General features: G+C 70.6%; 22 protein-coding genes. 8 read left to right on the plus strand and 14 right to left on the minus strand.

What is annotated here, in order from left to right:
- The first annotated feature begins 119 nt into the window (after positions 1-119).
- Entirely contained in the window at positions 120-899 is a 780-nt protein-coding gene (locus ACXKZF_RS05755) for an SDR family NAD(P)-dependent oxidoreductase (RefSeq protein WP_488985971.1), read from the plus strand.
- Between the two features lie 134 nt (positions 900-1,033).
- Here ACXKZF_RS05755 and ACXKZF_RS05760 read toward each other — a convergent pair whose 3' ends face one another.
- The 3 genes from ACXKZF_RS05760 to ACXKZF_RS05770 form a co-directional block, all read right to left on the minus strand.
- Positions 1,034-1,570 (minus strand): AAA family ATPase, encoded by a 537-nt coding sequence (locus tag ACXKZF_RS05760; RefSeq protein ID WP_488985662.1) that lies wholly within the window; start codon positions 1,568-1,570, stop codon positions 1,034-1,036.
- 191 nt (positions 1,571-1,761) lie between these two features.
- A complete protein-coding gene (locus ACXKZF_RS05765) occupies positions 1,762-2,730 on the minus strand; it encodes a zinc-binding metallopeptidase family protein (protein WP_488985663.1) in 969 nt (322 codons plus the stop codon).
- A gap of 104 nt (positions 2,731-2,834) precedes the next feature.
- Positions 2,835-3,023, minus strand: coding sequence for a hypothetical protein (locus tag ACXKZF_RS05770; protein WP_055957637.1), 189 nt, complete (start codon positions 3,021-3,023; stop codon positions 2,835-2,837).
- 174 nt (positions 3,024-3,197) lie between these two features.
- On the opposite strand from ACXKZF_RS05770, the gene ACXKZF_RS05775 reads away from it, so the two are divergent.
- The 3 genes from ACXKZF_RS05775 (at position 3,198) to ACXKZF_RS05785 (ending at position 4,964) form a co-directional block, all read left to right on the plus strand.
- A complete protein-coding gene (locus ACXKZF_RS05775) occupies positions 3,198-3,542 on the plus strand; it encodes a YnfA family protein (RefSeq protein ID WP_055957633.1) in 345 nt (114 codons plus the stop codon).
- A gap of 23 nt (positions 3,543-3,565) precedes the next feature.
- A complete protein-coding gene (locus ACXKZF_RS05780; RefSeq protein WP_243222627.1) occupies positions 3,566-3,772 on the plus strand; it encodes a hypothetical protein in 207 nt (68 codons plus the stop codon).
- A gap of 379 nt (positions 3,773-4,151) precedes the next feature.
- Positions 4,152-4,964, plus strand: coding sequence for a shikimate 5-dehydrogenase (locus ACXKZF_RS05785; protein ID WP_488985664.1), 813 nt, complete (start codon positions 4,152-4,154; stop codon positions 4,962-4,964).
- 206 nt (positions 4,965-5,170) lie between these two features.
- On the opposite strand, the gene ACXKZF_RS05790 is transcribed toward ACXKZF_RS05785, so the two are convergent.
- The 4 genes from ACXKZF_RS05790 to ACXKZF_RS05805 form a co-directional block, all read right to left on the minus strand.
- Positions 5,171-7,000 carry a Na+/H+ antiporter gene (locus ACXKZF_RS05790; RefSeq protein WP_488985665.1) on the minus strand — a complete coding sequence of 610 codons (1,830 nt, stop codon included), beginning with the start codon at positions 6,998-7,000 and terminating at the stop codon, positions 5,171-5,173.
- Between the two features lie 63 nt (positions 7,001-7,063).
- Entirely contained in the window at positions 7,064-8,326 is a 1,263-nt protein-coding gene (locus ACXKZF_RS05795) for an MFS transporter (RefSeq protein ID WP_488985666.1), read from the minus strand.
- On the minus strand, positions 8,323-8,913 hold the full coding sequence (locus tag ACXKZF_RS05800; protein ID WP_055957615.1) for an ArsR/SmtB family transcription factor: 591 nt from the start codon (positions 8,911-8,913) through the stop codon (positions 8,323-8,325). Before ACXKZF_RS05800 ends, ACXKZF_RS05795 begins: the two co-directional genes overlap by 4 nt.
- Before the next feature lie 4 nt (positions 8,914-8,917).
- Entirely contained in the window at positions 8,918-10,381 is a 1,464-nt protein-coding gene (locus tag ACXKZF_RS05805; protein WP_488985667.1) for an aminotransferase-like domain-containing protein, read from the minus strand.
- A gap of 19 nt (positions 10,382-10,400) precedes the next feature.
- Here ACXKZF_RS05805 and ACXKZF_RS05810 point away from each other — a divergent pair, with 19 nt between their 5' ends.
- A complete protein-coding gene (locus ACXKZF_RS05810) occupies positions 10,401-10,715 on the plus strand; it encodes a hypothetical protein (protein WP_055957608.1) in 315 nt (104 codons plus the stop codon).
- Positions 10,716-10,773: 58 nt separating this feature from the next.
- Here the strand turns inward: ACXKZF_RS05810 and ACXKZF_RS05815 are convergent, their stop codons facing one another.
- On the minus strand, positions 10,774-11,256 hold the full coding sequence (locus ACXKZF_RS05815; RefSeq protein WP_055957604.1) for a GNAT family N-acetyltransferase: 483 nt from the start codon (positions 11,254-11,256) through the stop codon (positions 10,774-10,776).
- 225 nt (positions 11,257-11,481) lie between these two features.
- Here ACXKZF_RS05815 and ACXKZF_RS05820 point away from each other — a divergent pair, with 225 nt between their 5' ends.
- Positions 11,482-13,167: a DUF222 domain-containing protein gene (locus tag ACXKZF_RS05820; RefSeq protein ID WP_488985668.1), complete on the plus strand. Its 1,686-nt coding sequence runs from the start codon at positions 11,482-11,484 to the stop codon at positions 13,165-13,167.
- 480 nt (positions 13,168-13,647) lie between these two features.
- Here ACXKZF_RS05820 and ACXKZF_RS05825 read toward each other — a convergent pair whose 3' ends face one another.
- Genes ACXKZF_RS05825 through ACXKZF_RS05835 form a run of 3 tightly spaced genes read right to left on the minus strand, consistent with a single transcriptional unit; the run spans position 13,648 to position 19,173 of the window.
- The gene (locus ACXKZF_RS05825; protein WP_488985669.1) at positions 13,648-17,001 is read right to left on the minus strand and encodes an ATP-binding protein; all 3,354 of its coding nucleotides are present in this window, start codon (positions 16,999-17,001) and stop codon (positions 13,648-13,650) included.
- Entirely contained in the window at positions 16,998-17,705 is a 708-nt protein-coding gene (locus tag ACXKZF_RS05830) for a DUF4194 domain-containing protein (RefSeq protein ID WP_488985670.1), read from the minus strand. The genes ACXKZF_RS05825 and ACXKZF_RS05830 overlap by 4 nt, the downstream gene beginning before the upstream one ends.
- A complete protein-coding gene (locus tag ACXKZF_RS05835; protein WP_488985671.1) occupies positions 17,698-19,173 on the minus strand; it encodes a DUF3375 domain-containing protein in 1,476 nt (491 codons plus the stop codon). Before ACXKZF_RS05835 ends, ACXKZF_RS05830 begins: the two co-directional genes overlap by 8 nt.
- A gap of 275 nt (positions 19,174-19,448) precedes the next feature.
- On the opposite strand from ACXKZF_RS05835, the gene ACXKZF_RS05840 reads away from it, so the two are divergent.
- Together ACXKZF_RS05840 and ACXKZF_RS05845 are read left to right on the plus strand one after the other, a co-directional pair.
- Positions 19,449-20,825 (plus strand): hypothetical protein, encoded by a 1,377-nt coding sequence (locus ACXKZF_RS05840; RefSeq protein WP_488985672.1) that lies wholly within the window; start codon positions 19,449-19,451, stop codon positions 20,823-20,825.
- A 20-nt stretch (positions 20,826-20,845) separates the two neighbouring features.
- Complete coding sequence (locus tag ACXKZF_RS05845) at positions 20,846-22,411, plus strand: S8 family peptidase (protein WP_488985673.1); 1,566 nt, start codon at positions 20,846-20,848, stop codon at positions 22,409-22,411.
- Between the two features lie 73 nt (positions 22,412-22,484).
- Here ACXKZF_RS05845 and ACXKZF_RS05850 read toward each other — a convergent pair whose 3' ends face one another.
- From ACXKZF_RS05850 to ACXKZF_RS05860, 3 genes are all read right to left on the minus strand, one after another.
- Positions 22,485-23,897, minus strand: coding sequence for an APC family permease (locus ACXKZF_RS05850; protein ID WP_314455193.1), 1,413 nt, complete (start codon positions 23,895-23,897; stop codon positions 22,485-22,487).
- Positions 23,898-24,114: 217 nt separating this feature from the next.
- Positions 24,115-25,509 carry an aspartate aminotransferase family protein gene (locus ACXKZF_RS05855; RefSeq protein WP_488985674.1) on the minus strand — a complete coding sequence of 465 codons (1,395 nt, stop codon included), beginning with the start codon at positions 25,507-25,509 and terminating at the stop codon, positions 24,115-24,117.
- Positions 25,506-25,976, minus strand: a complete 471-nt coding sequence (locus ACXKZF_RS05860; protein ID WP_055959993.1) for an Lrp/AsnC family transcriptional regulator — start codon at positions 25,974-25,976, stop codon at positions 25,506-25,508. The genes ACXKZF_RS05855 and ACXKZF_RS05860 overlap by 4 nt, the downstream gene beginning before the upstream one ends.
- Between the last annotated feature and the right edge of the window lie 63 nt (positions 25,977-26,039).

Below are 26,039 nucleotides of genomic sequence, written 5' to 3' on the forward strand. Positions count from 1 at the left end.
CCGCGAGCGTAGGCGAACACCTGTTCGCAGACGAGGGGTGTCATCCCCCTCCGTCCGTTCGGGGGCCGAGAGTAGCGTCGGTCGTGAGCACACGGAAGGGGCACACGATGAGCAGCACCATCAGCATCGACCTGGCGGGCAAGACCGCCGTGGTCACCGGGTCCACGCAGGGGATCGGCCTGGCGATCGCGCGGAGTCTGCACGCGGCCGGGGCCGACGTCGTCGTCAACGGTCGCACGGTCCAGCGCGTCGAGCAGGCCGTGTCGAACCTCGGGGAGGGGGTTCGAGGGGTGGCCGCCGACGTCACCACCGCCGAGGGCGCCGAGCAGCTTGTGCGGGAGGTCGGGCGCATAGACGTGCTCGTCAACAACCTCGGTATCTTCGGTTCCACCCCCGCGCTCGACATCGACGACGCGGAGTGGCATCGCTTCCTCGACACCAACGTCGTCTCCGCCGCCCGCCTCATCCGCCTGACGTTGCCGGGCATGATGGAGCGCGGATGGGGGCGGGTGCTCAACATCGCGAGCGACTCCGCCGTCGTCATCCCCGAGGAGATGATCCACTACGGCGCATCCAAGAGCGCGCTGCTGGCGGTCTCCCGCGGATTCGCGAAGGCGGCGGCCGGAACCGGTGTCACCGTCAACTCGGTGATCGCCGGCCCGACGCACACGGAGGGAGTCGAGGACTTCGTCTATGAGCTCGTCGATCGCGAACTGCCGTGGGAGGAAGCGCAGCGAGAGTTCATGAAGACCGCGCGACCGCAGTCGCTCATCCGCCGCCTCATCGAGCCGGAGGAGATCGCCAACATGGTGACCTATCTGGCGTCGCCGCTGGCTTCGGCCACCACCGGTGGCGCACTGCGCGTCGACGGGGGATACGTCGACAGCATCCTGCCCTGACGCGTTCACCGAGCCGGAGTGCCGTCGCTAGATGTGTCGACGGGCTCGGCGGCCCTGTGTGAGAGGGTGCCCGACGGACGCAGCCACCGCGGGTGCCGTGCGCACCGCCGTGATTGAAACGCCAGCGCGCCGGATCAGCGCAGCAGCGCTTCGACCGCCGCCACCCGCTCCTCGGGCGTTCCCGTGATCTCGCGGACGAGCAGATGCCCGCCGACCAGGTCGGGGTCGTCGATGAGGTCGAGCAGCACGTCGTTCATCGTCTCGCGCAGCTCGAGGTGCTCGTCGTCGGAGACGTGGATGGGATCCCGCGCGGTGAGCGGGAGGACGACCAGCACGTCGACGGTCCGCATCGCTGCGATGAGGAGCGCGATGGCCTGCTCGCGGATCCCGTCGACGAGGGGGCGGCCCGACAGCTCGGCGAGAGCGAGGAGGTAGGCGAGGAAGTCGAGGGGTCCGCGTTCGGCGAGGACGTCCGTCGCGGTCTCCTCCGTCAGCCGGTCGGCCGACAGGCGAAGCTGCGCGGTGAACATCGCCGCCGAGGGCGAGTCCGAGGCGTCATCGAGCAACTCGAACGGATCCGGGAGGACGGTGAACCCCGGATGCCGGAGGGCGAAGTCCGAGATGAGGGTGCTCTTCCCGCTGGCGTGGGTTCCCGAGACGACGATACGCACGGCGCGAGACTACCGGGGCCGAGCGTGCGGGGTCTCCTGCGGCGAGATTCGAGCGCCGGGCCCCGGGCGCCGCGCTTCGAGCTCCGAGCCTCCGCCCCGCCCCTGAGGCTCGAGCGCCGAGCCCCAGGCCCGGAGTTTCAGTCCCCGCGCCTCAGCCCCCGAGCCTCAGCCCCCGAGCTCAACCCCCGTCGTCAGCTCCCCGGCCGGAGCGACGCGACGAAGTCGAGCTTGTCGAGCACCGGATCCGGGATGACGAAGGGGTACAGGTCCGCCTTGCCCATCGACCGGTTGACCATGTTGAGCGCGGTGGACAGCGGTATCCACGTGTCCGTCACGAATGCGCGGAAGGAGGGGGAGTCCTCGATGCCACCCGTGCGCGCCAGACCGTAGATGTGGGCTGTCTCGACGGTGTCGGTCATGTGCAGGAAGTGCGCCCACGTCTCGGCGAAATCCTCGTAGGGGTGCATGGTGGCGTACGTGGAGATATAGCGCTCCCACCAGTTCGCCGGCGGCCCCTGAGAGTAGTGACGGTCGATCTCGGCCTGATAGTCGGCGGTCTCATCACCGAACAGATGGCGCGCCTCGCCGATGCGGGCGGTGCCCTCGACCAGGCGCCACTCCATGTAGTGACCGACCTCGTGACGGAAGTGACCGAGCATGGTGCGATAGGGCTCGCCCAGCTGCTCCTGCACACGCACGCGGTAGGCGTCGTCGCTCTCGGCGAGATCCATCGTGATCACCCCGTCGGCGTGGCCGATCGTGACGTTCTCGGCCACGCTCGACAGCAGGTCGAAGCAGAGGCCGTACGTCGGGTCCTCGCCCTTCCCGACCACGGCGAAGCCGAGCCGGTCGAGGTCGACGAGCAGCCAGCGCTTCGCGCGCTCGGCGACCGGGAACTGCGAGAGCCCTTTGGCATCCGCATCGTTCGGACGCACCCGCGTCAGATCGCAGGCCGAGCACTGACCGCCCGGGAATCGCGCGAGCCAGGTGCACCCCGACAGGTTGAGGTTGCGGCACACGTGCCATACGAGCCCCGCGGCATCCACGTACCGTCCGTAACCGTCGACCGGAACGATGTCCGCCTCGTCTCGGGAGTAGCCGAGGCCCGTCCCACACGACAGGCAGACGGAGTTCTCGAAGTACAGGTCGTTGCCGCACACTCGGCATCGGAAAGCTTTCACTCATCGAGAGTGTCAGAGCGGAGCCCGAGTCGCCCGGCGGTTGCGTTGCGCCACCTCATCCGGGCGGGGAATCGAGGAGGGGGTCACCGCGGCGGGGGATCGTTCAGCAGCGAGACCTCGCGCACGTCGAACAGTCCGCGCCGAGCGCGCACCATCGACACGCCTCTGCGGCGCAGGGCGTCGGCGAGGTCGGCAGTCAACGCGCCCTCGGACGACTTCTGCCAGCCGCCCTGCAGCGTGTAGGTGTGTGTCACGGTTCGGGGTCGGGACATGAGCACCTCCGGTCCGAAATCTAGCCAAAAAACTGTCGGTCCCCGCCGAATTTTCCTCAAGCGTCACGCGCCGTGTGTTCTGTCGTAACGCAGCTCCTCGCGGCCCGTCACGTAGGTCGGTGGACCGCGCACCGCGCGCGACGAGGGCAGACCCCGTCGCCGCATAATGGCGGAATGACCACGGCCCGCATCGTCATCCTGTTCGCGCTCGCCGCCGTCGCCGAGATCGGCGGCGCGTGGTTGATCTGGCAGGCGGTGCGCGAGAACCGCGGGTGGTGGCTGGCGCTGCTTGGCATCCTGGCCCTCGGTGCGTACGGGTTCATCGCCGCTCTGCAGCCCGACGCGCACTTCGGGCGCGTACTCGCCGCGTACGGGGGAGTCTTCGTCGCGGGATCGCTGGCGTGGGGGATCGTGGTCGACGGCTTCCGTCCCACGATGTGGGATTACATCGGGTCGGCGGTCGCCCTCGTGGGAGCGGGGATCATCATGCTCGCTCCGTCAACACCTGCGGCCGAATGAGCCGCGAGCGTACGCTGGCGAGCATGACCAACGAGCCCGGAGACGTGAACCGGCTGCGTGCCGTGATCGCGAAGATCGACGCCGACAACCCGCTCAAGGTGCCCTTCAGCTTCAATCAGGGCCACATCAGTCCTCGGCTGGACCGACTCGAGGCGAAGCTGTCGTACATGGCGGACTACATCGCATACCTCGAGCAGCGCATCGAAAGCCTAGAGGCCCCAAGTAGTTAGCTAGGCGAGATATTAGGCAGTGTCAAGAGCCCTGCCCTCCGACGGTCCCTGCGCGACACTCGGTGGATGAAGAACGAGAATGCGCCTCACGAGGGCATCGCCGACGATTTCTCCTCCATCGAGACCGAGCGTCCCTTCGGGTCGTACCTTTCGGTGATCAATGGGGGAGCGTAATCGCCCCGAACCTCCGTGCGAGGTTCACCACGACAGGGTCGGATGCCGCAAGGCTCCGGCCCTTCGTCGTGCAGGGGGAGCCCCGCGGCAGCGCGCGCGAGCGGGGCGCGTGCAATCCACGACGTGGCACCGCGTCTACGGCATCCCGTTCAGCCCTGCCCCCGCCGTAGCATGAGAGGTCCGCCCGCGCCGCGAGATGAGATTCATGCCCCAGCTCAGCAAAGACACCACCCTCTGCATCTCGCTGTCGGGTCGCCCGTCGAACATCGGTACGCGCTTCCACAACTTCCTCTACGCGGAGCTCGGGATCGATTTCGTCTACAAGGCGTTCACCACCACCGACATCGCGGCGGCGATCGGCGGCGTGCGGGCCCTCGGCATCCGGGGCTGCTCGGTGTCGATGCCGTTCAAAGAGGCGGTGATCCCCCTCGTCGACCGCATCGAGCCCTCGGCGGCGGCAATCGGCTCGATCAACACGATCGTCAACGACGACGGAGTGCTCACCGCCTCGAATACCGACTACGAGGCCATCGCGAGCCTGATCGAGAGCCACCGGCTCGACCCCGCGTCATCCGTCCTCGTGCGCGGCTCGGGGGGAATGGCCAAGGCCGTCGTCGCCGCCTTCCACGGCGCGGGGTTCACCGACCTGACGGTGGTGGCACGAAACGGCGCGGCGGGCACGGCGCTCGCCGAGGCGTACGGGGCGAGCTGGGTCGCCGACGACCCGGAACCCGGCGCACGCATCATCGTGAACGTCACGCCGCTCGGGATGGACGGAACGGATGCCGACGCGCTCGCCTTCACGCCGGAGCACATCGCGGCGGCCGAGACGGTGTTCGACGTCGTGGCCTTCCCGGCCGAGACGCCGCTCATCCGCGCCGCGCGCACGGCGGGTAAAGCGGTGATCACGGGAGCCGAAGTGATCGCCCTGCAGGCCGCCGGCCAGTTCGCGCGGTACACCGGCGTCACCCCGACCACCGACCAGGTGCAGCGCGCGTCAGCGCACTCGCGGGCCTGACGGCCGGGCCGCCCAGCCCTCGCGGGCGTGACGGCCGGGCGCACCCGCGACGAGCGGGCCTGACGGCCGGGCCGCCCGCGCACTCGCGGGCCTGACGGCCGGGCGCACCGGCGACGAGCGGGCCTGGTGGCGGGCACACGCGTCGCCACGGCGCCGCCGCGCACCCCGGCCGCCCGCGCGCCGTCATACCGGTGCCCCGCCCGGGGTCACTCCACCGTCTTGTCGAGGCCGCGGGCGCGGATCTCCTCCAGGTCGAGGCCCGCGAGGATCTTCCTCGCGACGAGGTCGTCGATGGTGCCCTCGCGGCGCAGACGCAGCAGCACCTCGCGTTTGCGGTCGAGAACCGCCAGACGCAACCGTTGCGCCTCTTTGTGGCGCAGGAGCGGGGAGCGCTGGGTGACGTCGATGTCGTCGCTGACGGCGAGCATCTCGAAGGGCCCCGTCAACGGCCTCGCGGAACCCGCATCCGCGCCTCCCGCGGGATCGGTCACCGGGCGGACGTCGGAGAGCGGTCGCGAGACGACGCGCGGCGACGGTGCACGATCGTCGTCTTCGTCGGAGGCGCCCGGCGGGATCGGTCCCGTGGCCGAGGGCGCATCGTCGCCGAGCGACGCATCGAGCTCGGCGAGGTCGCGTTCCTCCGCCGCGCGTTGGCGAGCGACGGCCCTCGCATTCGCCAGTTCGAGTCGCTCGTAGCCCTCGCGGCGCGCGCGGTCGCGCACCCTGTCGCTCACCCCGTGCTCGACGGCCAGTTCGTCGAGTGCGGCCAGCGCGGCGCCCGAGATGGCGCGTTCGGCGAGCTCGTACTCTTCGATGGCCGCGTCATCGCTCGGCAGTTTCGCCCAACGGATCACGACGGGCAGCAGCGGTCCCTGCACCAGCAAGGTCAGGACGATGACGCCCGCGGTGACGAAGACGATGGCATCCCTGCCCGGCACGGGATCGCCGGCGGCCGTCACGGTCGGCACCGAGAGCGCGATGGCGAGCGACACGGCACCGCGGAAGCCCGAGACCGTGCTCACCACCCGGGAGCGGTGCCGGAGCGAGCGCGACGCCGACGCCGGTGGGCGCGAGAACGGGGAGAACAGCCACTGGAAGAGGTAGCGCACGACGAACAGTGCGACCCACGCCGCCACCGTGATGAGGAGCAGGATGCCGATCTCGGACGGTGAGATCTCGTGCAGCACGAGCTGCACCTCCAGCCCGATCAGCACGAAGAGCGCGCCGTTGAGCAGGTAGACGCCGAACGGCCACGTGGCATCCGCTGCCCGGCGGGAGATCGCGGTCGTGATACGCGGCGACACCCACGCGACGATGAGACCGGCGAAGACGACGGCGAGCACCCCCGACGCCTCGATGATCTCGGCGATGAGGAACGCCAGGAACGGCACGAGCACCAGGGTGAGGTTGATGGTGAGCGTGGACTGCATGCGGCGCAGCGCGAAGAAGGCCAGAACGGCGACGGCGATGCCGGCGGCAGCGCCCCCGAGGTACGACAGCAGCACCATGCCCGTGATCTGCAGCGGCGTGATCTGGTCGCCCAGCAGCAGCGCCACGGCGATGGCGTAGAGCACCAGAGCCGTGCCGTCGTTGGTGAGGCTCTCGGCCTTCAGCTTCATGAAGGTCTTGGCCGGGAGCAGCCGGCCGAGGGCGGCGACGGCGGTCGCGTCGGGCGGGGCGACGGCGGCGCCCAGCACGAGAGCGGCTTCCCACGGCACCCCCATCCAGGTGGCGACGCCGGCGACGGCGAAGGCGGATGCCACGACCAGCAGGGTGCTCATCGGAATGATGTAGCGAAGGGATCGGCGCACCGAGCGCAGCGACGTCGTCCACGCCTCGCGGAACAACATGACCGGGAGGAACAGCAGCAGCACCGTCTCGGGAGGAAGCTCGATCTGTCGCAGCTCGGGGATGAACCCGAGGGCGAGACCGATGATGAGCAGCACCAGCGGCGTCGCCACCCGCAACCGCGGCGCCAGCACCGTGCCCACGAGCATGGCGAGGCCCAACAGAACCGTGATCTCGAGTCCCTGCATGCGTCCCGCCTTTCGCCGTGCCCCTGACCTCAGCGTAGAGAGGCCGGCGGACATTCCCGAGGCTCAGCGGGAACCTCGACGCGTCATCGTCAGCGCGAGGAGCCCCGCCACCACGTAGAGCGCCCCCTGCACCTGCAGGGAGGCCGCGAACGCCGGCCCCGACCCCACGAACCCCCCGAGCAGCGTGCCCACCGCCTGCAGTGCCGTCAGCGCCGCGAAGAGCAGGCTCGTCACCCGTCCGCTGTGGCTCGCGGGCGTCTCGCGGTCGACGATCGTGAGCATCGCCGTCATCGCGACCAGCCCCGGCGCGCCGACCAGCGCGAACAGCACGACGTACACCGGAAACCACGTCGTCACGGCGGGGAGGTTCCAGATCGCGAGCGTCAACACCCCGAATCCGAGGATGGACGCCGCGGCCAGCCGCCACGGCGCGACGCGTCCGACGACGCCCATCAGGCCCAGTCCGGCGATCAGCGCCCCCACGGCCTGGATGCCGCGGAGGATGCCCACCTCGGTGTCGCCGCCACCGAACGAGCGCTGCACGAAGAGCACGAAAAGGATCGTGAAGAGCCCCTGCGCGAGCGACATGAGCATCGCCACCGCCATCAGCCGGCGAAGGACGCGGTCGGCGACGACGATGGCCAGACCCGATCCGAGTTCGGCGAAGAACGTGGTGCGCGGCGGCGCGCCGGTGGCATCCCTCTCCATCGTCTGCGGGGGCGCGAGGTCGGCGGGCGGGGGAGACGCGGCATCACGTCGCTTCGTCGCGCGGATGAAGAGCACCGCGGATGCCACGGCATAGGCCCCGGCGGTCGCCACGACCAGCGCGTTCACGCCACCGAGACCGAGCACCAGCCCGCCGATGGGGGCGCCGACGAGACGAGCGAGGCCCGATCCGACGCCGAGAAGTTGATTCACCGGGGCGACGTGTGCGGGCGGCACGAGGGCCGCGGCCACGCTCGGGCGGGCCGGCTCGATGATCGCGCCGAGAACGGACTGCACGATCGCGACGAGGTAGACGATCCACAGGTCGGCGACGGAGTCGACGAAGATCAGGGGCAGGACCGCGACGACCTGCACGGCGGCCGTGCCGCCCATGAGATGCCAGGGGTCGGCGCGATCGATGAGCAGGCCCGCCAGGGGAGCGGCGGCGACGGAGAGCAGCGCCTGCAGCACGAACACGATCGAGGTGATGAGGGGAGATCCCGTGACGCCGAGCACGAACAGAGGGAGCGCGACCAGCAGCATCCAGTCGGCCGTCTCGGCGACGGCTCCTCCCGAGACGAGACGGACCACGCCGGGATAGCGCCAGGTCCCGGCCGTCATGTCGCGCCGTCGATGAATCGGGGATCCACGACGCCGCGGATCGAGACCGACGCGACCGCGCCGCCCTCGGGCGTCTCAGCCCGGGTCGCGCGGATGTAGGGGCGGATGATCTCGTCGATACGGGTGCCGATCGCCGCGAGCTCGTCGGCGGTGACCAGCACGGCGTAGTCGCTGATGACGGCCGCCTCGCGCCAGGCGGTAGGGAGCGTGCTCTCGTGCCGCAGGAAGTCGGCGAAGCGGGCGTCGGTGTCGGCGAACCACGCCGAGCGCACGGCGGCTCGCGCGAGATCGTCGCCGGGGCCCCCGCCGGCGTCGAGGTCGATCCCGGTGATCGTCGCCCGCCACGGACGCTTGCGTGCGTCGCCGGCGTCGGCGGCGGATCGCTCGACGAGCCCGAACTTCGCCAGCTCCCGCAGGTGCCACGAGCAGTTGGATGCCGTGAGCCCGACGGCGTTCGCGCATTGCGTGGCCGTCTGCGCGCCGACCGAGAGCAGGTGGGAGAGGATCGCGAGGCGAGACGGCACGGCGAGGGCCGCGAGCATGTCGGAGGTGGGGACGACGCGCCGCTCCGGGAGATCTGAAGTCACCGCTTCATAATAGTGGGCCTCCGTCCCGCCCGACGTAGCTCGCCCAGGCCCGGCCCAGCCGCTGCATCCCGGCCTCGAGCACCTGCGGCGCCGGGGTGATCGGGATCCGGATGTGATCATCGGCATCCATGTCGGAGGCGAACTGGGCGGAGCCCGCGACCGACACCCCGAAGCCCGCCGCGTGCCGCCCGAACGCCCCCGCCGAGCCCGAGGGAAGGCGCGCCCACAGGCACAGCCCGCCGCGCGGCGGTCGCCATTCCCAGTCGGGCAGGTGCGCCGAGAGCAGCCTCCCCGCGGCGACGGCCGCCTCGCGATGCACCGTGGCGAGATCCCGCCGGAGCGCCGGCGCCTCGGCGAGCAGGTCGAGCGCGAGCAACTGCGCGGGCACGCTTGTCGACAGATCGCTGCTCTGCCGCAGGCCGCGCAGCCGGCGGACGAGCACCGGATCGGCACGCAACCAGCCCACCCGCAGACCCTCCCAGGCCCACTTCGACAGCGACTCGACGACGACGATCGGCGCGTCGGGTCGGAGGGCCGCGAGCGAGGGCGGGGTGACCCCGTCGAACGACGCGTGGGCGAGCACGCGATCCTCCACCACCGTGATCCCGTGTTCGGCGGACAGCTCGGCGATGCGCTGACGCACCGGAGGACTGGTCTGCACGCCGGTCGGGTTGTGGTTGTGCGGGTTCAGGGCGATCAGTACGGGCCGGCGCACCACGATCGCCGCCTCGAGCGCCTCGACATCGATGCCGGAGGGGGTGAGACGGATGCCGTGCACGAGGCCGCCGCGCCGCCGCACGGCATCCGTGAGTCCGGGCCAGGCCACCTCCTCGGTGAGTACCGTGTCGCCGGGGGAGACGAGTTCGTCGACGAGCAGGCTGAGCGCCTGTTGTGCGCCGTGCGTGACGAGGATCTGGGCCGAAGTCGTCGGGGTGCCGTCGGCCGCCATCGCGGCCGCGATGGCCGTGCGGAGGTCCGCGAGACCGGCGGGGTCGGCCTCGGCGGTGCGGGCGTTCAGCACGGGACGGTGCCGTTGCACGATGTCGACGGCCAGCGGCGAGATCGCGGGCACGGCCCGCAGCAGGTCGATGCTGGAGGGGAGGGTGGCGTACAACGCCTCTCCCCGCCCGGCGGCATGGCGCGCGGCGATCGGGGCGGCGCCGGCGATGCGTGTTCCGCTTCCCTGGCGTCGATCCAGGATGCCGTCGTCGTACAGGCGTGCGTACGCGCTGACGACCGTTCCGCGCGAGACGGCGACGGTTGCGGCGAGGGTGCGTTCCGAGGGCAGGCGGTCGCCGCCGCGCAGTTCGCCCTCGCGGACGAGGCGCGCGATGCCGTCGGCGAGTCCGGCGGCGAGCGTGGTGTCGGCGCTGGCCCATCTGCCCAGACGCCCGGCCAGGCGCTCCGCCGACACCGTGGCCGTGCGATGGTCCACCAGGGCGGAAGTGGCTCTGTCGACGTGGGTCATAGCCCCCGATTCTGGTCCAATGAACCAACTCATCGCGTACGAAGCCCTCGTTCTCGGTCCAGTCAGCCCCGATTGGACCATTGCCGAAGTGCTCGCGTGGATCGGTGCGGACGATGCCCGATGCCACGACGAGCGGCTGGTGGGGATCCTGGATGCCGTTCGCCGGGCGCTCGACCCCGGCGCCGCGCCCGTGACGGGACGCGTGGTGGGACTCGTGCGCGCGGTCGCGATGCAGGTTGCGGCGCAGCCCGCGTGGGGGGAGTGGAGGGTGGGCGAGGTGGTCGGGGTGCCGTCGGCGGAGGCGCTGGCTTCCGCCGCCTTTGCGACGGTGTGACCGACGACGTCGTGTCGACTCCACGTTTGCGCGTCGGTACTTCCCGTGATCGCAACTGTTAGAGCGGATCGTCGCAGCTCGACTCCGGCCCGCTGAGGGGCCGTGACCACGCAGCTTCTCGAGCGAGCTGCCCGGTCGCCCGGAACAACCGGACCTGATGAGTGTCCGCCAGGGCGGTCGCGAGGTCCTCACGAGCAGCGGGGTCGAATCCGAGGCTCTGCCAGAACGGTCCGGAGCGGCGGCTGAAAAGCCACGCCGTGGTCGCACCCTCCTCGGCCGCGCGGTTCAACGCGTGAAGGGCCAGAGCACGGCCGCGCCCCCGCGAACGCTGCATCGGGCCGACGGCAACGCTACGTATCAACGCGTGGGCGCCATCGACGCTGAGTTCGTAACCTGTGCTGCCGACGATCGTGCCCGACTCGTCTCGCTCGATCCACAGGCGAACCGTCGGCGCGTCCAGTCCGCTCAGCGTGAGATCGACCGCCCGAAGAAAGGCGGTGAGCTCGGCGATGTCGCTCGCACGGCAACGTTCAACCCGCATCTGCCCAGTCAAACACTCGCGGCTCGGGGCGGCGTGATGTGGCGCTGCGGCGGCGTCCGATGTCACCACCCCGGGGATGGAGCGGCGCCCGTCTACCGGGGATGAGCGGCGCTTCTCGGCCGAGGGTGGGACGGCGCTGTCCTCGCGGTGAGGGGATGGCACCCCTCTCGCGAGGACTGAACGGCGCCCGGGACCGATGTCGGACCCCCTCGCTAGCGTTGGATCATGGACATCACGGCACCTCGGAGCAACCGGCAACAGTCGGTGTGCACGGCGTGGGGCGTGCCGTGGCCGAGCGACGACGACCTGCGAGCCGACGCCGACACGGCATGGGCAGTGGAAGTGGGACTCGTCGATCCCGGCGAATGCGAAGCGGGGGCCTTCGATGACGAATGCGCGGCGTTCGCGGACGCCGTGGACGGCATCCTCGACGTTTCTTCGCGCACCAACGATTCGGTGGGTGCCGAGCCCGAGGTCTGGCTGCGAGAGCTCGAGTGCCAGATTTGTGTGCGCCAACGCGCCACCGCGGAGGAGTATCGGCTGATCAGGCTCGTTCTCGAGCGGGCCGCCACAGACTCCGTGGCGTGGGTCGGCGAGGATCCGACGCTCGACCTCGCGTGGAGTGACTCGCGCGGCCGCACGGTGGCTGCGGTGCGTCGCGACCGTCGTGACATGGCGGAGCGCGCGGCCGTCGCAGAGATCGCCACGCGGCTGCGGCTTTCGGAGCAGACGGTACGCACCCGTGCCGCGCACGCTGAGGTTCTGCAAGAACGGTGTCCCGAGCTGTGGACCGCCTTCACGGAGGGAAGAGTCTCCGAGCGGCACGCGGTCGAGTCGGCGCGGCTGGCCGCGACGCTCCCCGAGGAGGCAGCACCGGCCGCGTCTGTGCGGCCCGGTTCGGTCGGCGATCCGGCGGAGCCGCTCGTCGACGGTCGCGATGCGACTCCCGACGGCACCGCGCCTCCCGCGGACCAGCCGGCGGTTACTCCTGACGACGCGCCACCGGTGTCCGAAACGCCCGAGTCCTGGCGGGCGTTCGACAAAGGTGCCCTGGATCGAGCCCTCCGTCTTCCGCCTGCGCGCTTCACCGTGGCCGCTCGGGCGCTGCGCGAGCGAGTGCACCGCGAGTCGATCGAAGCCCGGCACCGTCGTGCGGCTCGTGACCGCGGGGTCTGGCTGACTCCCGAGCTCGATGGCATGGCCACGCTCACCGCTCTCCTCCCCGCGGACCGGGCGCACGACGCGCTGAGCCGCGTCGACCGGATCGCCCGCCAGCTGCGGGTCGGGCCCGACGAGACGCGCACGCTCGCCCAGCTGCGGGCCGACGCCGTCGCCGATCTGCTGACGCGACCGGAGGTTGCTTCCGATTCGCGGGCGCTCGTCGACGGTACGGCGCCGAGTACTGCCCCGCGGTCGACGCACGTCACGCGGACCAGCCGCCCGGCCACCATCGTCGTCACTGTTCCCGCCCTCACGCTCCTCGGCGTCGGCACCGAACCCGCCACCCTCGACGGCTACGGCCCGATCGATCTCGACACGGCTCGGCGTCTCGCGGGGCAAGCGACGTCTTGGGTGCGGGTGCTTTCGCATCCGGTCACGGGCGCCGCGTTGGCTCTGGACCGCTCGACCTATCGTGTCCCCACCGCGCTTCGCCGCTGGCTCGGAGTCAGCTCGCCGACCTGCGTCTTCCCAGGGTGCGGCAGACCCGCGCGCGATTGCGACCTCGACCACCTGACCGCGTGGAGTGAAGGCGGCGTCACGGACGACGACAACCTTGCCCCCGAGTGCCGGCATCACCATCGTCTGCGACACGAGACGAGGTGGCACCCGTCGCGCGCCCCTGACACCGGCGAGGTGCGCTGGATATCGCCGCTCGGCTCCGAGATAGATGAAGACCCGCCGCCGTTCTAGACGACCGGGTACCGGTGCGTGCGCCGACGGCGGCTCGCGCGGAGGAACTACCGCACCCCCGTGAACGGTCATGTACGGCGTGAGCGCGTGCGGCGAGACGACGGGTGGGAATGCGATGCGCGCAGACAGACCCCCGCCGTCGACGCAAACGCCACCCTCGTGACGCCCCCTCGTGACGCCACGTCGTCCCGCAACGTTGGGAACGCCGCCACCGTGACGCCGCCTCCGTCCCGCGACGCCGTGCTGCCCAGCGATGATCTCCTTCATGGCGTCCGAGTGCGGCCACTCCCGCGATCGCGACCATTTGCGCGACAGCGACCGTGTCGACGACGAACTCTGCGCCGACGACCGCGTCCGCGACAAACCCCGCGCCAACGACCGCGCCCGCGACCAACCCTCCTCCGACGCCCGCGTCCGCGCCAAACTCTGCGCCGACGCGCTCGTCCACGACGAACCCTGCGCCCCCGACCGCCCGCAGACTCACCCCTCCGCGGCCACCCCCACCTTCGCCTTCGCCCACGAGCGCCCCCGCGTGTCCTTCAAGATGTCGTACTCGACGTCCACGTGCGGTTCGATCGCGCTGTACTTGTCGTTCGGTGCGCCGATGACGAGCTGGAAACCGAGCCCCCGCCACGCACCGATCGCGCGCTTGGTGAAGTGCGCGTCGGCTTTGATGAGCGCCTCGTCCAGGAACACCGGCGCGTAGCGAGGGCGCTCGGCTCCGGCATCCCCGAGCTGATACCGAAGTGCTGCGCCGACGATGAACGCGATGAGCTCTTGCGATTCACCGCCCGACTTCTCACCGATGTGGTCGTACAGGGCCACGTGCTCGCCGGTCTCGGCGCGGAAGCGCTCGGCGCTCACCCGCACGTGGTTGCGCACGTCGACGAGGTCGGCGAAGTCCGGCGCCGTCGGGCGGATGCGATCGATGAGCCGGGCCATCCGTGCGTACACGGCCTCGCGTTCCTCGTCGGACCCCGCCGCGTCGATCGCGGCACGCACCTCGCGCAGTTCCCGTCGGAACCGTCGACGCACCTCCGACTGGCTCTCGCGCGGCACGATCTGCAGACGGTGCGCGTCGTCGTAGAACGGCAGGTCCTGCATGATGTCGTTGATCGGGGCGATGCGCTCGCGAATCTCTCGCATGGCCCGCGTCAGCGCGGAGTCGAGGTTCGTGAGGTCGTTGCCCGACAGCCGCAGCAGCGAATCCCGCCACTCCGCCTCGAGTTCGTGCAGGCCGCTGGCCTCGAGATCGGCGAGGATCCGCTCGAAGTCGCCGAGCGACTCGTCGGGATCGGCGAGCAGGTTGGGACTCGGCCACCGGTCGATGAACGCCGTCAACGTCCGTCGCAGGCTCTCGCGCTGGTCGGCCCAGGTCTCCTGCGCCGCCCGTTGCTCCTCGAGCAGACGCTTCGATGCGGATTCGAGGGCCGCGTCGAACCGTGCCAGCAGCTGCGACGGCGTGGCATCGGCCGCCCCCGGCGCCACGAAGAGGCTGTCGAGATAGGCGTGCTCGTCGTCCGAGAGGGCGACTCCCGCATCGTCCGCACGTTCGAGCAGGATCTGCGCGGCATCCACGTCATCCGTGATCTCGGCCCACCGCGCGGCGAGCGCCTGCTGCTCGGTCTTGGCTCCGCCGATCTCTTCGCGCAGCCGCGCGGCGCGGGCGCGGGTACCCGAGATCTGTTCCTGCAGCTCGGCGATGCGGGGGTTGCCGGCCGTGATCTCGACGATCGTCTCGTGCCAGCTGTCCAGATCGCGTTGAACGGATGCCACGTCGACCTGGTCCCACGAGAGATCGACGATCTTCTCGAAGGCGCTGCGTCGTGCGTCGAACGCATCGAGGGCTGCGGCCGCCGTCTCGACCGCGGCCTTCGCCGTGGCGAGGTCGCGACGTACCGCGACGATCTGCTCGCCGAGCTCGGACAGGCGCACACGGGAGGAGAATCCGAGCACGCTCTGGCGGGTCGATCCGCCGTGCGCGCCGCGCGTGCCCTGACTCGTCTGCCCCGACACGGTCAGCGCGAGGCGGTGGGCGGCCAGCTCAGCGGAGGAATCAACGCACACGAACGCGAACTGCTGCTCGAGCCGGTCCTGCAGCCAGCCGGTGAAGGGGGAGCGGCGGTAATCCAGGCGTCCGGGCAGCGTCGCGGGGTCGAGGCCGGTGCGCTCGGGGAGCCCCGTCGACACCCCCTCGAACCGCAGACGTTCCGACAGTCGCACGCCGTCGATGGCGGACCGGAAGGATGCCAGGTGCGCGGTATCCACCAGCAGCGTCGTCGCGAAGCCACCGAGGGCCAGCGTGAACGCCCCGCGCCACGGCTCGCACTCGGTGCGGACGTCGACGAGCTCGGCGACGAAGGGCAGCTCGGCGGCGGTGAGACCGGCTGCCGCGGCCAGAGCCTCGCGCGCCTCGTGCAGGCGCTGCGGGATGTTGTCGTCGCGCGTCTGCGTGCGGCGGTGCTCGGCTTCGAGCGCGGCGAGCTTCTGGCGAAGGTCGGTGTGGGTGCCGCTGGCCGCGACGAAAGCCTCGCGGACGGCGGTCTTGGCATCCGCGTCCGCGAGGGTGCGCCGCGCGTCGTCCTCCACCGCGGCGAACTGCTTCTCGGTTGTCACCTCGACCGAGAGCACCGCCAACGCCGCCTCGAACCGCTCGCGATCGCGTTCCATCCCCGCCAGGCGCCGCTCGAGTCCGCGAAGCTCCCGCTGGGCGGCGTCGAGCCGGTCGCCGCCGGCTGCGCGCAGCACGTCGCCGAGTCCCTCGCGTTCGGCCTCGGCCGCATCCGCCAGCCCCTCTCGTTCGCGCACGAGAGCGTCGGTGGAGTGCGTGCGGACGCGGAGTTCCGCCTCGACGGAGCCGAGCAGGTCGACCCGTCGCTGCGCGCGCCAGAGCGACGCGCGCGACGCGGGGTCGCCGAAGCGCCCGAGCGCGTCGATGAGGCGGAGGCGCTCCGCGGCCTCGTCGATACGCGTCTTCATCGCGCGGATCGGTTGCAGGGCCCGCACCTGCTGCCGTGCCTCGAGCATGCGCGTGCGCGTGGACTCGAGCCCGTCGAAGTGCGACACGACGGCGTCGGCGACAGCGAGGGTCTCGGGTTCTTCGAGCACCATGCGCTTGTAGAGGTCGTCGACGGTGGTGATCTGCTGCCCGGCCTGGATGCGGGCGAGCAGGCTCATCGCCTTCGCCCCCGACCCCGCTGCGCCGATGCCCAGCACCGCGTGCAGCCGCGCCGAGAACTCGCGGTCGGTCGCGAGCGTGTCCAAGCCTGTCGCCCGCACCGCGGCATCCGACAGATGGGTGCGCGCGGCCGGCTCCAGCGCGCGCAGGTCGAACACTCCGTGCACGGTCGCCCGCACTTTGACGGCGTCGTCGAGGGTGCGCGCCGAGGCCGGGATGTACCACGCCCGCACCGCCGTGAACCGGGCGCCGTCGTGGTCGGCCCACGTCATCGCGATCGCCGTCCACGTGTCGACTCCGTCGCCGCGCAGCACCCGCACCTTCGTGCCCTCGTCGGTGCGCGACTCGTCGAGCTTGCCGCGGCCGTACGACAGGATGTTGCGCTGTTCCTGCCCGCGAGGGCGCCCCACCACCGCGCCGTTCGACGCGCCGTTGAAGGGGGTCGTGTGGGGCATCATCAATGCCACGTACGCGTCCATGAGCGTCGACTTGCCCGATCCCGATCCGCCGCACAGCAGCGTCGCCGTCGGCGCGAAGCGCACGCGGTGCGTGCCGTCGTAGCCGCCCCAGTTCACCAGCTGCAGGTCTTCGGCGACCCACTGCTGCCCACGGGACGCGGCGGGAATCAGCCCGAAGAGCGTGTCGAGCATGGTCATGAGAGGAAATCCTTCCCGGGAGTCTCGGATGCCGGGACCTCGACGGGCAAGTCCTGCGTCTGCTCGTCGAGCCACTGCTGGAGCTCGCGGAGCGTCTCGGCGCTCAGCACGACTTCGATCAGGGGGCCGATGCGGTAGCGACCCTCGGACTCCTCCTCGACGATGCCCTCGCGGTCCAGGCGCGCGATCGCGGTGCGCACGGCGCGCTGCTGGCTGGCGCGCGTGCCGTCGCTCTCGGCGAAATAGGTCAGCACGGTCTGCTCGACCTCTTCGACGTCGACGCGGGCCGAGGCGGTACCGGCCGTGGTCTCGCGCTGGAACACCGTGCGCAGGTAGACGAGCACCAGCGTCTCGGCGCGCGAATACGCCTCGTCCTTCAACAGGATCGGCACGTCGAGTTCGTCGCTGCGGACCTGCTCCTTGTACGCCACGCCCCGGGAGTGATCCACCACGAGACGCACGAACAGGTCGTTCAGACGCGACTCGATCATCTGCTGGTGCTCGATCAGCAGATTCCACTCGGCGGGGGAGTTCTCAGCGAGCAGGAATCGGCGCTGCAGAATGCGCACGAGCACGCGCCGCACCTCGGCATCCAGGATGCCGCGGTCGCCGGCGAACAGCGCGTCGGGGTCGTTCTCCATCGCGACGGGGGCGATGAACACCGGGGAGTCGGTTTCGGGTGTTCGAAGGTCCACGTCAGTCATCGGCATCCGTTTCTCTGAGGTTCTCTGCTCTGACCGCCCCGAACGCGAAGCGCCGCGTCGTGCCGTCGGGGCGCACGGCCTCGACGATCGAGACGTCGTCCGTCTCGGTCAGGCCGCCGCGGTGCATGATCTCGAGGAGGCCCACCAGGTCGACCGGGCGGCGGGTGCCGGCGTCGGCACCGGCGAACGCGGTCGCCAGGTCGAAGCCCCGGCCGAGGGTGGCGACGTACGCCTCGAGTTCGGCGTAGTGCGGTCCGCCCCAGGCGCGGGTGTCGACGCCCGCGAACTCCGCATCGGGATCCTCGGATGCCAGGGGCTCAGGTGCACCGCTCGGACGGACGTCGCTGAGCGACTGCCGGAGATGGCCGATGTCGGCGAGCGGCAGGGTGCGTACGGGCTCCACGCGTCCGGGCACGCGCGTCTGGCTCCAGCGGTGAAGCCCCGCCATGACTCCGCGCAGCAGGTCGTCGACCTGGCGGTCGCGGATGGGATCGTGCGTGCGCACCTGCGCGGTGATGACGTGCGAGGCGCGCCGCTGGGCGGTGAGCACCTCCTGCACCCCCGCCTCGACACGACGGGCGATGGCATCCAATTCGCCCCGCTGGTCGGGGGTCATCAGCCGCGAGAAGGGCTGGGTGAGCACGGCGTGCAGCTGGTCGGTCAGGTCGTCGATGTGCTCCGGATCGCCGATCAGGCGCAGCGCCCCCTGGAACGCCCGGCCCTCGGGGGTGGCCTGCATCACCTGACGGCCGCGTTCGAGGTATTCGCGCAGCACCTCGCCCGTGGGTCGCACGTCGCGGCGGAGCTCCGCGACGACATCGCGCTGCATGGCGGCGATCGATTCGGCCACGCGCGAGAAGTCGGCCGGGAGCTCGCGGGCGAGATGGATGACGTTCTCGGCCTCCTCCAGGAGATGCTCGTCGTCGAGCGGTTCGACGACGCCCTCCTCCAGCGCGGCGAGCTCGGCGTCGATGGCTTCCCGCTCCGCGAGCAGCACCTCGCGACGACGGTCGGGGTCGCTCTCGGCGTCGCGGGCGAGCCGCTCGACCGCCTCGAGCAGCGTGCGCACGCGAGAGCGCGACACGCGGGCCCGACCGCCGCCCGCGCGACCGGCGATCTCGAGAGCCCCCACGGCGTGCGCCGACAGACGGTACACCTCGACGTCGTCCTCGATCTGCAGGCCCAACCAGCCCACCCGCACCCACCCGCGGCAGATCTCCCGCGCGGAACCGGCGGGGATGCGGCGGTCGTCGTCGGTGTCGAGACCGGCGGCGCGCAGCTCGTCGATGACCTCGGCGACCTCGACGTGCGCGTCGGCGACGGCCACGGCGGATCTGTCGGGTGAGAACACCACGGAGAGCACGGCCACGACGAAGGGGGCGAACCGACCGTGCAGCAGATCGAGCGTGGGGTTCTTGAACGCCGTGACCGAGCGCAGGTAGGCGGCTTCGGCGCGGGTGCGGGTCACTGAGAGGAGTCTACCGGGGGGCCCGTGCGGCCACGATTCGAGAGGCGCGCGCATGGCGGGCGAGGGGGCGGGTGAATCGGACGACGGCGCGGGTATCGGTGGCCGGGGCGCGAGAAGCCCGCCGACTCGGGACAGGGTGCCACCTCCTCCGCCCTCACCCCGTCTCGCGCGGTCCGACGAGCGAGGGCACTGCGCCGACGGTGGGGCATGCTCGCGGCGACGTGCCCCGCCCCGCCCCGCACCCGGTGCGGTCGGCACAGAAAGGACCGCCACCCGTGTCCCACCCCTCTGATCCCTCGCACCGGGATGCCACCGTGTCCGGTCATCGCGCGGTCCCGCACGCGGCTCCCGGTCGTCGCGCGGTCCTCCACGCCGCCGCGTGGGCGGTTCCGGCGATCGCTCTCGTCGCGGCGTCGCCGGCGGCGGCGGTCTCGGGTCCCGTGCTGTCGTTCTCGTCGACGTCGTATGCCGGCGTCGCCTGCGCCGTCCTCACCGACGTCGTCGTGCGTCTCTCCGACGGCGTCGACGCCGTCGCCGGAGCGAGCGTGACGCTGCAGCTGGCCGGGGGATACACCTTCGACGGCGGCGCCGTCACCGCGGTGATCCTGACCGGGGCCGACGGCTCCGCCGCGTGCGGATCGGTCCACGTTCCGGCGGGCGGGGCGGTCGGGAGCATCGCCGCCACCACCTCAGGGGCGACGGGGGCGACGGCGACGCTGACGTCGTTCGATGCGCGCCTGCTGTCGTCTCCGCGGGGGCTCGCCGACGCCTCCCTCGTTCCGGTCGGCGCGTCGCCCGTGGCCCTCGACCTGTACCTGTCGTCGGGCGTGCTCTACCGCGCGGGCGTGGGCGCCGTCGCGACCGGGATCGACGCCGTCGGGGCCCTCGCGCCCGCGGTCGACGACGCCACCGCGTTCCTGCTGCCGCTGCGGCGCGTCGACGGCAGCGCGGCGGTCTTCGACACCGTCTCCGGCGCGGTCACCGCTGTCGCGGGCGTCCCGTCGGGAGCGGCACCGGTCGCCGCGGACCTGTTCCTCTCCGGCTCTGCGCTTCACCGTGCGGGCGGTCTCGTCGCGTCCGACGTCGACCTCTGCGGCCAGCTCGTCGATCACGACGCCGATGCCGCGGGGCGCTCGTATCTGCCGTATCGCGCGACCGACGGCTCGCCGCGGCTCCTGCGCCTGCCCGACGGCGACACCCGGACGGCATTCGAGTTCGGATCCGCCGGCGGCCCGCCGGCGGGTGCCACACCCCTCGCCGACGACCTGTTCTTCGCCGCGGGCGCGATCTACCGCGTCAGCTGGGACGGCACCTCCGCGTTCGGCACGGGGGTGGTGGCATCCGGGGTCTCCGCGTGGGGCGCCCTCACCCCGAATCCATTCTTCGCCGGCGAGCGGCTACTCCCGATCGTCCGGGCGACGGGGGATGCCGCGCTGCTCATGGTGTCGGGAAACGCCGTGCGGGCGGCCCGCGGCGTCCCCTCGGGGGCGACGCCGTTGGGTGCCGACCTGTTCCGCGTGGGGTCCGACATCTACCAGGACGGGGTCGGACTCGTCGCCTCCGAGGTCACCGCCGTCGGGGCCCCGTCGCCCGCATCGCGCGGGGCCACGCGCGTCGTCGTGCCCCTTACCTCGGCGGTGGCGTCGTGCTGAACGAATCAGAAGGAGACCCCGTGTCGCAGCGTCACCGACCCACCCACAGGCGCCGGTGGGGGGCGCTCGGCCTCCTCGGTGTGCTGCTCGTCGTCGCCGGCGTGGGCTCCGCGATCCGTCCGATCGTCGACGACACGCGGTCGGTCCCGACCTCCGAGGTACGTGCGGCGCAGCCCGCCCCCGCGACACCGAGCCCCGCGCCGACGGAAGCCTGGTCGGCACCCCTCGGCATCCCCGCGGATGCCACCGACGAGGAGCGCCTGCGGATCAAACTGGCGTACGACCTCGTCGCGGTCCCCGCCGACCGGCTCGAGCAGTTGCAGTCCCTCCCCGGTGTCACGGTGGTGAGCCCCCGCACGCTCGATGACGTGGCCTACGCCGCCGTCCGCGAGACCGACGTCGCCGCGGTGCGTGACGCGCTCCCCGAAGCCACGGTCATCCCGAACGACCTTGTCTCCGCCGACCAGGCCCAGACGCCGGTTCCTTCGTGGGGGCTGGACGCGGTCGACAACTCGAGCGCCGTCGGCGACAACGCCTACCTGTACGACTCGACCGGTGCGGGGGTCACCGCGTTCGTGGTCGACAGCGGGGTGCAGTCCGACCATCCTGATTTCGGCGGGCGTGTGGATGCCGCCGCCGGTCACGACGAGGTCGGCGACGGTCGCGGAACCGAGGACTGCAACGGTCACGGCACCCACGTCGCCGGCACGATCGGCAGCACCACCTACGGGGTCGCGAAAGACGTGAGGATCGTGCCGGTCCGCGTGCTGGGGTGCGGCCGCACGGGATCGATCATCGACGTGCTGTACGGGATGCTCTGGATCGAGCAGAACAACGACTCCGCGCAGTCGGTGGTGAACATGAGCCTGGGAAGTCCCCAGATCAGCCTGGTCGACGAATTCGCCGACGACCTCGTCGAGGCAGGGTTCGCCGTCGTCGTGGCCGCGGGCAACGAGGCGCAGGACGCGTGCAACGTCTCCCCGGCGAGCGCTCCCGCACCCCTGACCGTGGGAGCGTTCGACACGGAGCGGGCTCTCGCCTGGTACAGCAACTTCGGCTCGTGCGTCGACATCCTCGCCCCGGGCTCCGACATCACCTCGACGTGGATCGGCTCGACGACCAACACCATCAGCGGCACCTCGATGGCGTCTCCCCACGTCGCGGGACTCGCCGCCCGACTGCTTCAGCTCTACCCCACGTGGGCGACGGCGGAGGTGCAGCAGGAACTCACCACCGCGGCCGCGACGGGGCACATCTCAGGCCTCCCCGCCGGCACGCCCGACCTCGTGGCCGCCATTGCCGGCATTCCCCGCATCGCCACGCTCACGGTCTCCGCGGACGCCGCCGGTCTCGCTATCGCGTGGACCACCAACGACATCGGTTCGTTCACCTCGTTCGCGCTCACCGTCACCGACACGACCACGGGGCGGGAGTACCCGGTCACCGTCGCGGGCTCACGCTCGTCGACCGTCTTCACCGACCCGCAGCCGGGGCACGCGTACACGGTGATCATCACGGGTACGGCGCGGATGCCGTCAGGGGCGCTGGTCACGACGGATCCGGTGACCGCGAGCGCGCCGGGCTGAGGGGCCGTCGCACGGACTCCGGGAACGCCGGGGGAGTGGCATCCGGTCACCGGCGCCACGCCCCCGGCGCGGGTCACACCTCCGAGCGCGGCCCGGCGACCGTCTTGTTGACGCCGGTCACCGGCTGGTTCTCGTCGAACGAGGCGATCGGGCGGCGGAAACCCCGCGTGAGGATGACGAGGTACACCACGCCGAGGCTGGTCCAGATGAGACCGCCGATGAGCGCGTGCGCGTCGAGGTTGACCCACAGCAGGCCCGTGAGGAGCACGCCGATCCCCGGCATCACGATGTAGCGGAAGACGTCGCCCGGGGTCTTGCGCAGCCCTTTGCGGATGGCGAACCATGCGATCACCGAGACGTTGACGAAGGTGAAGGCCACGAGCGCGCCGTAGTTGATGTACGCCGCGATCTGCTCGAGGGTGAACGAGATCGCCAGCAGGCTGACGAGACCCACGATGACGATCGAGATCGTCGGGGTGTGCGTCTTCGGGTTGACGAAGCCGAAGATGCGACGGGGCAGCACGTTGTTGCGCCCCATCACCATCAGCATCCGCGAGACCGACGCGTGCGAGGCGAGCCATGACGCGAGGGTCGCGGCGAACCCGGCAGCAGTCAGCACGGCCTGCAGCACCGGGCCGCCGACCTGCACGCCGATCTCGGGCAGGGTGCTGTTCTCGATCGCTTCGGTCGGGAACGCCGACGCGTCGGGGAAGCGCAGCTGGGTGACGTACGCCGCGATGAGGAAGATGACGCCTCCGGCCACGAGCGTGAGGAGGATCGCGCGGGGCATGATCTTGGGCGTCTTGGCTTCCTCGGAGTACATCGACACCGCGTCGAAGCCGATGAAGGAGAAGCACACGATCGTGGCGCCCGCCAGGACGGCACCGAACTGCACGTCGTCGTGGACGAAGGGCGCGAGCGAGACGGGCGTCCCCGCGCCCGCGCCGCCCACGAGCTGCACCACCACCATGACGACGAAGACCGTCATGACGAGGATGGAGAACACCAGCAGGATCATGTTGATGTTCGAGGTGCCGCGCATCGTCAGGTAGATGACTCCGGTGACGCCCGCGGTGAAGACGACGACCCAGAGCCAGCCGGGGACGTCGGGGAAGAGCGCCTCCATGTAGCTGCGCAGGATCAGCGCGTTGACCATGGGCAGCAGCAGGTAGTCGGTGAGAGCGGTCCACCCGACGACGAAGCCGACGCCGGGGTGGATGGACTCCCGCGCGTAGGTGTAGGCCGAGCCTGCGCTCGGGATGACGCGGACCATCTTGCCGTAGCTCACGGCGGTGAAGGCGAGCACGATGAGGGCCACCGCGTAGGCCGCGGGGACGACGTTGTTCGTCTCCTCGGCGACGAGGCCGAAGGTGTCGAAGACGACGGTCGGGGTCATGTAGCCGAGGCCGAGACCCACGATCGACCAGAGGCCGAGGGTGCGGGCGAGCTTTGCTGCCGAGCCGGACGTGGCCGTCGGGGCGGCGATGTTGTCGTTCGTGGCTCCTCCTAGAGGGTGCGGGGCGCGATCGGGTGTCGCGCGAGCGGGTGCGGTGCGCGATCGGTGTCGCGTCCGTGGGGCTGATGGCGGGGTACAGCACGCGGAGCACCGCTCTGAGTGGGAGCGGACGTGTCGGCCGGGGTCGGGCCGTGGAGCAGGGGCGGGTGAGGATGCCGAACGGGGTGGGCTCGGCATCCCCGGTCTGTCAGAGACGGTTCGCCGCCTCGGTGAGGGTCGCGCGGAGGATCTGTTCGATCTCGATGAATTCGGACGGGCCGATGGTCAGGGGCGGGGCGAGCTGGATGACGGGGTCGCCACGGTCGTCGGCGCGGCAGTAGAGTCCCGCCTCGAAGAGGGCCTTCGAGAGGAAGCCGCGCAGCAATCGCTCCGACTCGTCGTCGTCGAAGGTCTCTTTGGTGGCCTTGTCCTTCACGAGCTCGATGCCGAAGAAGTAGCCGTCTCCGCGCACGTCACCGACGATCGGCAGGTCGAGGAGCTGCTCCAGCGTCGAGCGGAAGACGGGGGAGTTCGTGCGGACGTTCTCGAGAAGCCCCTCCTCCTCGAAGACGTCGAGGTTCTCCAGTGCCACCGCGGCCGACACCGGGTGTCCGCCGAAGGTGTAGCCGTGCGGGAACGACGCGTCGCCGTGCGCGAAGGGCTCGTAGACGCGATCGCTGATGATCGTGCCTCCCAGCGGCGAGTAGCCGCTCGTGACGGCCTTGGCGAAGGTGATCATGTCGGGCTGGTAGTCGTACGCGCTGGCACCGAAGTAGTGCCCGAGACGACCGAAGGCGCAAATGACCTCGTCGGAGACGAGCAGCACGTCGTACTTGTCGCAGATCTCGCGCACCCGCTGGAAATACCCCGCCGGGGCCGGGAAGCATCCGCCGGCGTTCTGCACCGGTTCGAGGAAGACCGCGGCGACCGTCTCGGGCCCCTCGAACTGGATCATCTGCTCGATGCGGTCGGCGGCCCACAGGCCGAACTCCTCGGGGGTGCCGCCCCCGAAGCCCGACTCCTCGGCGCGGTAGTAGTTCGTGTTCGGCACGCGGAAGCCCCCCGGCGTGACGGGCTCGAACATGTGCTTCATGACGGGCAGGCCCGTGATCGCCAGGGCGCCTTGCGTCGTGCCGTGGTAGGCGATCGCACGGGAGATCACCTTGTGCTTCGAGGGCTTGCCCTGGGTCTTCCAGTATTGCTTCGCCAGCTTGAACGCGGTCTCGACGGCCTCGCCGCCGCCCGTCGAGAAGAAGACGTGATTGAGGTCGCCGGGGGCGAGGTTCGCGAGGCGCTCCGCGAGTTCGATCGCGGCGGGGTGGGCGTAGGACCAGAGCGGGAAGAACGCCAACTCCTCGGCCTGTTTCGCCGCCGCCTGCGCGATGCGTCGCCGCCCATGACCGGCGTTGACCACGAACAACCCGGCGAGGCCGTCGATGTAGCGCTTCCCGGTGGAGTCGAAGATGTGGTGGCCCTCGCCCTTGACGATGATCGGAACGCCGGGGCCGTCGGTCATCACCGACTGACGGGAGAAGTGCATCCAGAGGTGGTCGCGGGCTTTCGCCTGGAGAGTGGAGTTCTGGTCGGTGTCGAGAAGGGTCATCGTGTTCCCCAGTTGTAGAGCTGACGGTGGAGCTTGAGATAGACGAACGTCTCGGTCGAGACGACGCCGGGCAGTGAGCGGATGCGGTCGTTCAGCAGGTCGATGAGGTCGTCGTCGCTCTCGCACACGACCTCGACGAGGAGGTCGAACGACCCCGCGGTCGAGACGACGTACGTCACACCGGGGAGTTCCGTCATCTGGGCGGCCGCGACCCGGGTGTCACCCGACACGCGCACGCCGATCATGGCCTGTCGCGCGAACCCCAGCTGCAGCGGATCGGTGACAGCGACGATCTGCAGGATGCCGGCATCCTGCATCTTCTGCACTCGCTGGCGCGTCGCGGTCTCGCTGAGGCCCACGGCCTTGCCGATCTCCGCGTACGAGCGGCGCCCGTCCTCCTGCAACTGCTCCACGATCGCCTTGGAGAGACCATCGAGAACGGTGGTACGTTCGGCCGAGATGCTCATGATGGGCGACGGTATCAGCGCAGCCGAGCCGATAACAATGATGATCTCGACATTCACGGAGGC

It is taken from the genome of Microbacterium sp. ABR10, assembly GCF_057812175.1.